The 11803-nt window shown below is 44.7% G+C and carries 7 protein-coding genes; 3 read left to right on the top strand and 4 right to left on the bottom strand.

The window, feature by feature from the left end:
* Nucleotides 1-227 precede the first annotated feature (227 nt).
* The 3 genes from CLV59_RS26825 (at nucleotide 228) to CLV59_RS26810 (ending at nucleotide 5802) form a co-directional block, all read left to right on the top strand.
* A complete protein-coding gene (locus CLV59_RS26825) occupies nucleotides 228-1784 on the top strand; it encodes an OmpA family protein (RefSeq protein ID WP_111595190.1) in 1557 nt (518 codons plus the stop codon).
* A 186-nt stretch (nucleotides 1785-1970) separates the two neighbouring features.
* On the top strand, nucleotides 1971-3929 hold the full coding sequence (locus CLV59_RS26815; protein ID WP_111595188.1) for a KUP/HAK/KT family potassium transporter: 1959 nt from the start codon (nucleotides 1971-1973) through the stop codon (nucleotides 3927-3929).
* A gap of 127 nt (nucleotides 3930-4056) precedes the next feature.
* Entirely contained in the window at nucleotides 4057-5802 is a 1746-nt protein-coding gene (locus CLV59_RS26810) for a DUF4091 domain-containing protein (RefSeq protein WP_111595187.1), read from the top strand.
* A gap of 157 nt (nucleotides 5803-5959) precedes the next feature.
* Here the strand turns inward: CLV59_RS26810 and ftsZ are convergent, their stop codons facing one another.
* The 4 genes from ftsZ to murC form a co-directional block, all read right to left on the bottom strand.
* Nucleotides 5960-7744, bottom strand: a complete 1785-nt coding sequence (gene ftsZ, locus CLV59_RS26805; RefSeq protein ID WP_111595186.1) for a cell division protein FtsZ — start codon at nucleotides 7742-7744, stop codon at nucleotides 5960-5962.
* Nucleotides 7745-7946: 202 nt separating this feature from the next.
* Complete coding sequence (gene ftsA / locus CLV59_RS26800) at nucleotides 7947-9350, bottom strand: cell division protein FtsA (protein ID WP_111595185.1); 1404 nt, start codon at nucleotides 9348-9350, stop codon at nucleotides 7947-7949.
* Nucleotides 9347-10420, bottom strand: coding sequence for a cell division protein FtsQ/DivIB (locus CLV59_RS26795; protein WP_211324033.1), 1074 nt, complete (start codon nucleotides 10418-10420; stop codon nucleotides 9347-9349). Before CLV59_RS26795 ends, ftsA begins: the two co-directional genes overlap by 4 nt.
* 28 nt (nucleotides 10421-10448) lie before the next feature.
* Entirely contained in the window at nucleotides 10449-11798 is a 1350-nt protein-coding gene (murC, locus tag CLV59_RS26790) for a UDP-N-acetylmuramate--L-alanine ligase (RefSeq protein ID WP_111595183.1), read from the bottom strand.
* Nucleotides 11799-11803: the final 5 nt, after the last annotated feature.

Here is an 11803-nt window from a genome sequence, read left to right as displayed (position 1 = left end):
AACCTTTAACAGCAGCTAAAGGTTTTGTTAACACGAGGATGGCAATACTTTAACTTACGTGGATTTAAGGTATATAAATACTTTCGATTACGCACTGCTTTTTAAGCAGTTATCAATGAAAATAATATTGCAAGAAAAATTTGTATATTGATAAAGGATTTTTACCTTTGCTTGGTAAAAAACGGGTTATTAGTAAATTTTTAACAGTTTTTAAATAAAAAACAATTATGGCAAGCAAAAAGTACTTTTTACTGGCAGGCGCTGTGAGTTTATTAGCCGCGTCTTCTGGTTTTGCACAGGTTCAACCAACCGGCTATGATGCTTTGGATTCTTCCAAAGTGCCTAGCAAGAGAATGGTACAACAGAATAACTTCCAGAACCACACTTCCAATTTCCCTGCTAAACCTAGGGATATGTGGGAACTTGGTTTCCATGGCGGTCTTCACCTGATCGACGGAACTGTTCCTCCAAGACCAGGTTTCGGTGGTGGTGTTTCTATCAGAAAATCTCTGGGTCATACCTTCTCACTGAGAGCAGAATACACCGGTTCATTCGACTACGGTCAGGATTATAAACTGCGTCCGGTTCCTTATACTGCTGATGCGGTTAACCCTTGGGGTCCTACTGCAGCTAAGAACGGCGGTATGATCGTTCCTAACTACAAATCAGCGAACCATCAGCTGTCTTTGGACGTGCTGATGTCTCTGAGCAACATCATGTTCTACAAAGCTGAACCTAAAGCTAACTGGTACGTATTGGCTGGTTACTCTATCGTAATGGCTGACGTAGACGTTGACGCTCTGGATGGTAACGGTAACGGTTACGACTACTCCAGCGTTAACTTCGGTGGTAAACGTAAAGACATCATCAACCAGATCAGATCTATCCAGGATAAAAAATACGAATCCAATGCTCCTGCACAGGGTAACCGTATTGCTATCGGTCGTCACGATGACAACCAGCTCCTGCGTCACGCACTGGACCTGGGTACTGGTGTAGCGTTCAAAGTAACTAAACGCTTCAACATCGGTATTGAAGAAAAAATCACCATGCCATTTGATGCTTACCTGGATGGTTATGCAGGCCCTGGTGGTTCTACTAAAGATTTCTACTCTTACACTAACGTTCGTCTGAACTTCAACCTGGGTAATCCGAACAAACGCGTTCAGCCATTATGGTGGATCAACCCACTGGAATACGCTTACAGCGAACTGTCTAACCCACGTCACATGAAACTGCCAGTTCCAGTTTTACCTGATGCTGATGGCGACGGTGTAACTGATCAGTTCGACCGCGAACCTAACACTCCAGCAGGCGCACCAGTTGATTCTCACGGTGTTTCCCGCGATACTGACGGTGACGGCGTTCCTGATTACAAAGACAAACAACTGATCACTCCTACTTACTGCCAGCCAGTTGACGCTGACGGTGTTGGTAAATGCCCAGATCCTGAGTGCTGCAAGAATATAGCTCCAGCTAATACTTGCTCTAGCCTGGTTCTGCCTAGCGTTTCCTTCAAAGGCGCTGCTACTAAAGTTTCTAAAGATCAGGAATCTATCCTGTCTTCTGTAGCATCTACTCTGAAAGCTAACCCATCTTGCAACGTTCTGGTTACCGGCCACGCTGGTGCTAAAGGTAAAAAAGGTGGTGTTGATCTGAGCAGCCGTCGTGTTGACGCAGTTATCGACTACCTGGCTGATAAACAAGGTATCGATCGCGGCCGCTTCATCAAACAAAACACTCCTGGTGAGTCTGCTACTGTTGACTTAGCTCCTGCTAACTAATCAGTATCTCTCCCAAAGATGATAATGCTGAAAAGTCCTCCGGCCACAATCGGAGGACTTTTCCTTTTTATCCATTCTTTCCCTGTCCTCTCCCATAGTTGACACCTTAAGTCCATTTTTTCCTTTCCTTTGCTCCGTATTCCAAAATCATATAATTTTGGGGGCTTTTTTAACAAATTTTATTTTGTGGGTATAAACATTAACAGGGTCTCCCTGGCAGGTTTAGTAGTAGCGCTTGGTATTATCTACGGCGATATCGGAACCTCTCCGCTCTATGTGTTTAAAGCCATAGTCGGCGGAAATCCCATTAGCGACCTACTCGTTATAGGTGGTATTTCATGTATCATCTGGACACTGACACTGCAAACAACAGTTAAGTACGTTATCCTGACGCTCCGCGCAGATAATAAAGGGGAAGGAGGTATCTTTTCCCTATATGCCCTCGTCAGAAGACATGCCAAATGGACGGTAATATTTGGTATGATCGGAGGCGCCGCCCTCCTTGCCGACGGGATCATCACCCCGCCCATCACTGTAACCTCTGCCATTGAAGGCCTTCGAACGCTGGAAGTCTTTAAAGATCTTAGCCAGTTAACTATCGTCAAAATAGTACTGGCCATTATTACAGGACTGTTTATCATGCAACAATTCGGAACCGTATCCATTGGCCGTATGTTCGGCCCTATCATGGTACTCTGGTTCTCTATGCTCGGTATTCTCGGGATCACCCATATCGCCGACGATATGAGCATCTTTAAGGCATTCAGTCCCCATTATGCCATCGAATTATTAACCACCTACCCTAAAGGATTTTTAATCCTCGGCGCCGTCTTCCTCTGTACGACGGGAGCGGAAGCCCTATACTCGGACCTGGGCCACTGCGGTCGTGGAAATATCCGCGTATCCTGGATTTTTGTGAAATCCTGCCTCATCTTAAACTATCTCGGTCAAGGCGCCTGGCTCCTGACCCAGAAAGGACAAATCATCCCCAAAGATCAGAACCCATTCTTTACCATTATGCCAGAATGGTTCATCATCTTCGGGGTATTGATCGCTACAATGGCCTCTATCATCGCCAGCCAGGCGCTGATTTCTGGTTCGTTCACACTCATTGCAGAAGCGATGCGACTGAACCTCTGGCCTAAAATGAGAGTCAATTATCCTACAGAAATGAGAGGTCAGCTCTACATCCCAGGTATTAACGTAATGCTGTTTGTAGGTTGCTCGGCCATCGTACTGTTATTCCAGGAATCCTCCCATATGGAAGCTGCTTACGGGTTGTCTATTACTATATGTATGTTGATGACATCCTGTCTGTTCGCTTTCTATCTCTATACGCGGCGAGTGTGGATAGGCTGGATAATGTTGTATCTCGTCGTCTATTTCACCATAGAATTCTCCTTCCTCTTCGCTAACCTCGTGAAATTTGCACACGGCGGTTATGTGACAGTGGTAGTCGCAGGCGCCCTCTTCTTAGTGATGATGGTGTGGTTTAAATCCAGGAAAATCAAAAACCGCTATGTGGAATTTGTACGCCTGGAAGACTATCTCCCCATCATGCAGGAACTCAGTAATGATACTACTATTCCTAAATATGCCACTCACCTGGTGTATATGAGTAGTGCCGATAATCCTAAGGAGATTGAGCATAAAATCATCTATAGTATTCTGAATAAGAAACCTAAACGGGCCGATATTTATTGGTTTGTACACGTAGATGTTGTCGATGAACCGTATCTCAGCGAATATTCTGTACAAACGATCATCCCAAATGAGGTGATCCGCGTGGAATTCCGCCTCGGTTTCAAAGTGGAGCAGCGTATTAACCTGATGTTCAGAATGGTAGTGGAAGATATGGTGCGCAACAAAGAAGTGAATATCACCAGCCGTTATGAATCTCTCAGTAAGAATAATGTAGTAGGCGATTTCCAGTTTATTGTAATGGAGAAATTCCTGTCGCACGATAACGATCTGCCACTCTATGAAAGAATGATCATGAAGATGTACTTCTTCCTGAAGAAAATCAGTCTGTCTGAAGAGAGAGGTTTCGGACTGGATTCCAGCTATGTAACCATAGAAAAATATCCGTTGGTAGTGGCGCCGGTGACCAACCTGCAACTCAAACGGATTGTACATAAGTTCTAAGATTTCCATGAACGGAGATCTCCAAATTGCCCAATATCTTAGAAAAACCGGTTTTTTTTAAGATATTGGGCAATCTTCTTTGGTAGATGGCGGTCATTTTCCAAAGACACAATGGAAATCTCTTATTATGGTGAACAAATTTTTTGGCATGCTGGTACTGCTGGCATTGCAACAAAACGTATGGGCGCAGTCGCCAGTTACCCGCGACTATACAGAACTTCCTGATCCACGCCCAGTAAATGCTGCTTCCTGGCAAAGTAATCCGGAAGGTATTGCATTCGGCAACACAGATACCCGTTATGAAAAACGAAATTCGCCGGATGCCTCTCAAATTTCGCAGACCTGGAAAGGCCATGCATGGAGAGGGGAACGCGTCTCCCTACAGCTACTCATTTGGACCTCCAAACCTATTCAACAGCTTTCTGTTCATGGCGTTTCCTTACAAGGGAAAAACTATACCTTCCCTGCTAGTGCAGTTAAAACTGGCTTTGTTCGTTATGTAATGACAGATGAACTGAATAAAAATGGAGGTGGATGCGGTTACAGAAAACCACAGGATTTCGATTCTTCCCTGGTAGCAGATGGTATTGATTTACGCAGTTCCAACGCTGTAGCAGCCCGAAATACGCAACCTGTCTGGATCAGTATCCAGGTGCCGCAAAATGCGCCTGCAGGCCTCTATAATGGTACTGTACAGATTAATGCGGATGGTGTGAAAACGGTGAAAAAATTTGAATTGGAAGTGCAGGCGCGTACGCTGCCAACGCCCGATAAATGGGCTTTCCACCTGGATCTCTGGCAAGGGCCTGACGCAGTAGCCAGAATGTATGATGTAAAACCCTGGAGCGAGGCACATTTCCAGGCAATGAAACCATACATGCAAATGCTGGCAGCTGCCGGACAAAAATGTATCACTGCCACATTGATTTATGATCCATGGAATAGTCAGACACAGGATGTTTACAGTGGAATGATCAAATGGACCAAAAAGAAAGATGGCAGCTGGAATTATGATTACAGCATTTTCGATAAGTGGGTAACTTTTATGATGGATTTAGGCATCAGAAAGGAAATCAACTGTTATAGCATGATTCCATGGAATCTGAAATTCTACTATTATGATGAAGCTGCCGCTAAGGATACTTTTATAGTGGCCAAGCCTGGTACTCCGGAGTATGCTGCGCATTGGCAGCCGATGTTGAACAGTTTTGTGAAGCATTTGAAACAAAAAGGCTGGTTTGATATCACCACCATCGCGATGGATGAGCGTCCGATGAAAGATATGCAGGAAGCGCTGGCAATTATTCGTAAAGCGGATAAGCAGCTGAAACTCTCGCTGGCAGGTAGTCATCATGCACCGCTGGTGAATGAAATCTATGACTATTGCATTGCTTCCGGCGAGCAGTTCACTAAAGAAGAAATGGCAGCCAGACAGAAGAAAGGATGGCCTACCACTTTCTATACCTGCTGTACAGAAGGTTATCCAAATACCTTCACGTTCTCGCCTCCTGCGGAAGCCACTTTCATGGGTTGGTTTGCAGCAGCAAAAGGATATAATGGTTATTTACGCTGGGCATTTAATTGTTGGGTAAAAGATCCACTGACGGATAGTCGCTTCAGAGCCTGGGCGGCTGGAGATACCTATTTCGTATATCCGGGACCGAGATCCTCTATTCGTTTCGAAAGACTGGTTGAAGGTATACAGGATTTTGAGAAAATCAGGGCTTTAAGGGCAGAATTTGAAAAAAGCAAACAAACTGCAAAGCTGCAGCAATTGGATGAAATCCTGAAGACGATAGAAATCAGTACGTTGAAAAATACGCCTGCATCTACTATTATCAATTCGGCAAAAGCGCAATTGAGTAAATTATAAGCAGGCAGTTCTTATAAGATTTGTAACTCCCGTCCTATGGCGGGAGTTTTTTTATGTAGCTAATGGCAATAAAAAAATCCTCCGGAGAGCCGGAGGATTTTCTTAACACAACTAAAAAACAATCAAATTATTACCGAAAAAGATACACTTTATGTGATCAATCGGGTTTTTTCCCATCTAAAAAGGTATTTATAGTATTTATTTCTGTTGGATTATTTTGGCCAGGTTCGCCGCTTACAGTGTAATTGGAATAGAACTGTTCAGCAGATCCTGCGCCATTGTCCAGTGCCACATTACGACGCAGATAAGCGGGAACGTTTTCGATTTCAGCATTGTTATCCATGTTTTTCACATTGAAGCTGATGCTGCGCAGTTTTGCTACGCGTTCTGCCTGTTTGCGTTTTTGTTCTTCCAGTTCTTCGTATGCGTTATGCATAGGAACTTCCGGTGGCATAGGAGTGTGGTTATGTTCCTCTTCCTTGTATACCATCTTCATTTCCTGTGAAGGAGTGGTGCCTGGTTCCACGTAGATGTGTGCTGGTCTGTTCATATAGCCGTTAGCGTTACCTGTCTGCGGTTGAATAACGTTGATGTTATTCTGTGCATTGTTTACCGGAGCAGATTGCTGCAGGGGTTGAGCAGGTTGTATTGGCTGCACCTGTTGTACTACTTGTTGAATAGGTTCCTGAACGGGTTGTACAGGCGTTTGTTGAATATTCAGTACGTAGTTCTGACGGGAAGGCGCGATAGGCGCTTGTTGTCCGGCAGGAGGTGGAGTTGGTTGTGAATAGGGCATAGCAGGTTCTGGATGGTCCATCAATCGTGGCGCCATCAGGTCCTGTGGTTCCTGGAAGAGTAGACCTTGGCTTTGGCCCATATTCATTTTTTTCTCATCGCCATCTTTGCCCAGTTGCATTACGATTTTAGGTTCAACTCTTTCAGGGTTGGAGGGAGTTGTTTTCATCTGCTGGATGGGTTTCTGTTCGAAACCGGTAGCGATGATAGTAACGCCCAGATTCCTGTCGAGTGCCTGATCGTAGCCCACACCGAGGATCACGTCGCAATCCTCACCGGCCTGGCTTTGAACATAAGCCTGGATGATATCCATTTCATCGAGGGTGTGTTCGAATTCACCTTCAGAAGAAGAGATATTGATAAGGATCCATTTCGCGCCACGGATATCGTTGTCGTTCAGGAGCGGAGAAGTGAGTGCGTCCTCGATTGCGCGCTGAGCACGGTTTTCGCCTTCAGCGAGTGCGGAGCCGAGGATGGCAACGCCACCATTACGCATAACGGTGCACACATCGGCAAAGTCCACGTTGATCTGACCGGTGGAGTTGATCACATCGGTGATACATTTGGCAGCCGTAGCGAGTACGTTATCCGCTTTTTCGAATGCGGCCTTGAATTTAAGGTCGCCGAATTTCTGGCGGAGTTTATCATTTGAAATGATCAGGAGGGTATCTACGTATTCTTTCAGACGGGAAATACCTTCATCTGCCTGACCCATTCGTTTTTTTCCTTCATAAGAAAATGGGGTGGTAACAATACCAACGGTGAGGATACCCAGCTCTTTACATATACGTGCGATAATAGGGGCGCCACCGGTTCCGGTACCACCGCCCATACCAGCAGTAATGAATGCCATTTTGGTATTCACCTCCAGTATTTTTTTGATTTCTTCAAAGGACTCTTCTGTAGCCTGTTTGCCGATTTCGGGGTTAGCGCCGGCGCCTAATCCTTGCGTGAGATGGGGGCCCAGCTGGATTTTATTGGGGACAGGACTGTTTGCAATAGCCTGAGCATCGGTATTGCAGATAATAAAATTCACGCCTTCAATGCGCTGGCTATACATATGATTCACCGCATTGCTTCCGCCACCACCAATACCGATGACTTTGATGATAGAAGATTTTTCCTTAGGAAGATCAAAATGTATCATGACTCTGTCTCATTTATGGGTTAGTACGATTTGTTAATAATGAACTACTAAGAATTAAGTGTGCTTTTACTATGTTGTTACTATGGTTCATTTATCCCTTCATTATTAACGATCGTTCTTAATTCTTATTTATTATATCCGTTAGATCTAGCGCAATAGTTACCCGGAAGGCTACTAACAGCAACAATTGCGCCATCTCTGCTTATAGTTTTGCGTCTTCTTCTTCTGTGAACATATCAATGATCTTTGTTTTCATTTTATCAAGGAAATTTTTCAAAGATGCATTTCTTTCTTTTGCCTTTCTATCCTGTATTTCCTGGGAAGAAGGCGTTTGCTCCTCTGTCCAGGTTTCTTGTTCTGCCATGGTTTGTGCAGCTTGTTCTTTTGCAAGATAGCTGGTATTAATTTTCACATAATTCTCTTCCATTGCTTTACGATCATTTTCATAATCGTTATAGCCTTTGAGAATTAACCCAACGCAAGTAGCATACATTGGTTTGGTCAGTTCATCGATATGACCGCTGGCCAGATGTTCGTTCGGGAAACCGATGCGAGCACTTACGCCAGTGGTGTATTCTGTTAACTGGATCAGATGTTTCAGTTGAGAGCCTCCACCAGTGAGGATGATACCGCCATTCAGCATTTTGTTATCCATGCCGATTTGTTTCAGGTGGTATACCACGAAATCCAGAATTTCACTCATACGTGCCTGGATGATATGGGCCAGGTTTTTCACAGAAATTTCTTTCGGGCTCTGGCCACGCAGTCCCGGGATCGTGATATATGCGTTTGTTTTAGCTTCGTCTGCCAGGGCGTAGCCAAATTGCACTTTCATCTGTTCTGCTTGTGTTTTCAGTACACCCAGACCGTTCTTGATGTCGTTGGTGATATTCTCGCCACCGTAAGGAATCACTGCAGTGTGTTTCAGGATACCTTCATAGAAAACAGCCAGGTCGGTAGTACCGCCACCGATATCTACGATGGCAACACCTGCTTCAAAGTCCATATCGCACATGACTGCAGCGGCAGAAGCCAGTGGTTGTAATACCAGATCTCTTATTTTGAGACCAGATTTTTCCACACTGCGGTTAATGTTACGGATGGCGTTTTTATCGCCGGTGATGATATGGAAGTTCGCGCCCACCTTCACCCCCGACATACCAATGGGGTAGGTGATATTCTGCAAACTGTCCACTATATATTGCTGCGGGATCACATCAATGATTTGATCACTTGCAGGAATGACGGTTTTATACTGATCGTTGATCAGTTGATCTATATCTTTCTGGGATATTTCAGCATCGGTATCGTTGCGTACAATATCACCGCGGGTTTGCAAACTCTTGATGTGATGTCCGGCGATGCCAACATACACTTCATTGATTTCCAGGTTGGGGTTGGATGCATAACAATTTTCCAGGGCTTGCCTGATTGCCTTTATAGTCTGGTCTATATTCAGCACCATACCGTGCTGAACGCCAAACGATGTGGCTTTACCGAATCCCAGGATTTCCAGTTTCCCGAATTCATTCTTCCGTCCTGCTATGGCAGCAATCTTCGTAGTTCCTATGTCGAGGCCTACAATGATGGGAGCTTCCTGATTCATGGCGTGTTTTGTTTTTTTGATGTGTTAACAGATTTATTCCCTGGCTTATACACTGCTTTAGGTTGTGGCTTTGGCTTTTCTGTTCGGGCTTTTTCCTTCGTTTTCGCTTTCTCTTTTTCGGGCTCCCTTTGCTTTGCTGCCTTTGCCTTGGCATCCGGAGTTGGTTTGGTGGCTGGTTTGGCCGCTGTTACCGGTTCCGGTTTTTTTGTTGCATGTGAAGTGGAATCCAGGTCTTCGTATTCGGGCACTTCATCTGCGCCGTTTACTTTAACGCTGTCGGTTGTTACAACGGGTTGCAATGGTGGCACTCCGTCTTTCCTGGTACATACAACCTGATCTTCAAATGCAATGTTGATGCGTGAATAATTATTCCAGCCTACTTTATTCAGACCTTCCTGATAAAAAGCCAGTAGTTTGGTGAATTTTTTATCGATGTCGTTGCCATCTCCGAATGCGATTACCTGATCGCCTAATTGCGGGATGAACTCAAATCTGCGTTCAGGCGTAATCATCAGCTGGGCTACCTGTGCCATCCAGAAAGGATGCGAGATAATATAGCTACCCATTTGTACGATTTGTACGTTAAGCAGACTATCTGGCTGTTGCAGTTTTTCCGCATCTGTTGGAAACCCTGTAAACACAGGTACCTTGGCGGCATACTTGGTAGAAACAGGAATACGTTCTCCTGATTCGTCCAGGTAAAAGCTGTTACCAGAAAAGGTGAAAACCCTGGCTACCGGCTCTCTTTGGGTAATCTTGATATTCAGCTGTTGCTTATTATCAAAATACAGTTCTGCATTTTTTACCCATGGATCGGAGCTGATAATTTTTTCCAGTTGCGCTACATCAATACTACCAACAGGTTTGCCGACAGGATTGATGGATTTGTCTTTGTTGATCAATGATTTGATATCTTTTGCTTCGATGAAAAAGTTGTCGTCTTTTCCTTCCAGCTTTACATTGACTTTTTTGCAGACGGTTTCGCTTCTGGCGTTATTGGCGGCTACCATCAAAATGACAAAGCCTGTCAGTACCGCCGCCCAAAGGGTGACGATTCCGAGTCTTTTCAATATGGTGGTAGTTTTAGACATACTATAATTACTGAACGATATTTTTTATTGGTTCTTTTAACTGATCAATATCTCCGGCTCCTGCTGTGATGAGCAATGGAGAAGGATTTGATTGCAGCCATTTCAATACTTCTTCTTTTGGCATTACCTGTACCGGCGCGGTGATTTTGTTTGCAATCATCTCGCTCGTTACGCCTTCAATTGGCAGCTCGCGTGCAGGATAGATCGGCAGTAAGATCACTTCATCAGCAATCGACAGCGCTTCTGCAAAACCATCTGCCAGATCGCGGGTGCGACTAAACAGATGCGGTTGGAATATGACAGTTGTTTTTCTGCCTGGGAAGAGCGCCTTTGCACTGGTGATCAGTGCTCTGAGTTCTTCCGGGTGGTGTGCATAATCATCAATGTATACCTGACGATCATTTTTTACCACATATTCAAACCTGCGTTTGATGCCTTTGAAGGAGGCCATTGCTGCGCGGATCTTGTCAGCGCTGATACCCAGTAAATGTGCTACTGTGATAGCCGCCACTGCATTTTCCACATTATGCATACCGCCGATGTGCAGTTCCAGGTTGTCTATCATCCAGTCCTGTTGCATTACATCGAATTCATAACCGCCATTCTTCATGCGAATATTGGCAGCATATGCATTGGCTGCATCATTTTGTAAACTGTACAGCAATTTTTTCGTTGCATTCAGTTCTCTATCACGATGAAGGCCGAACCGAGCAATCAGCGTGCCATTTGGTTTAATATTGTGCGTATACTGAATAAATGCCTCTTCCATTGCTTCCGGTGTGCCATAAATGTCCAGATGGTCAGCATCCATAGCCGTCAGAACGGCAATGTCAGGACTTAATTTCAGGAAAGAGCGATCATATTCATCCGCTTCAATTACTGCTACTTGTTTATCGCTGCTCCAGAAATTCTTATTGTAGTTCACACTAATACCGCCCAGGAATGCATTACAACCATAACCACTGTCGGTCAACAGATGTGCAATCATGGTGGAAACGGTGGTTTTACCATGGGTGCCTGCCACTGTAATTGCAAAGAGGGTACGTGTAATTTCCTGTAAAACATCGCTGCGTTTTACCACTTCATAACCATGTTCACGGTACCAGCCCAGTTCTGTATGATTGGCCGGAATAGCCGGCGTATATACGACCAGGTTAGCTGCTTTATCCAGGAGATTGATATCGTCTGTGTAGTGGATTTGCATACCTTCCTCTTCCAGTTGCTTTGTCAGCACTGTTGACGTACGGTCGTACCCGCTCACTTTTACGCCTTTCTCATTGAAATAGCGTGCAATGGCACTCATTCCGATACCGCCGATGCCAATAAAATAAACCCTATGTATGTTGTTCAAATCCATATTCT

It is taken from the genome of Chitinophaga dinghuensis, from assembly GCF_003259435.1.
Classification (GTDB): Bacteria; Bacteroidota; Bacteroidia; order Chitinophagales; family Chitinophagaceae; genus Chitinophaga; species Chitinophaga dinghuensis.
The sequence above is the reverse complement of the archived record's forward strand: the minus strand, read 5'-3'. Positions and strand labels throughout refer to the sequence as shown.

Bases quoted from the DNA above. Each gene is read 5' to 3' on its own strand.
- CLV59_RS26810 (WP_111595187.1), top strand. From the start codon at position 4,057: ATGGTGAACAAATTTTTTGGCATGCTGGTACTGCTGGCATTGCAACAA.
- ftsZ (WP_111595186.1), bottom strand. From the start codon at position 7,744: ATGATACATTTTGATCTTCCTAAGGAAAAATCTTCTATCATCAAAGTC.
- CLV59_RS26825 (WP_111595190.1), top strand. From the start codon at position 228: ATGGCAAGCAAAAAGTACTTTTTACTGGCAGGCGCTGTGAGTTTATTA.
- ftsA (WP_111595185.1), bottom strand. From the start codon at position 9,350: ATGAATCAGGAAGCTCCCATCATTGTAGGCCTCGACATAGGAACTACG.
- murC (WP_111595183.1), bottom strand. From the start codon at position 11,798: ATGGATTTGAACAACATACATAGGGTTTATTTTATTGGCATCGGCGGT.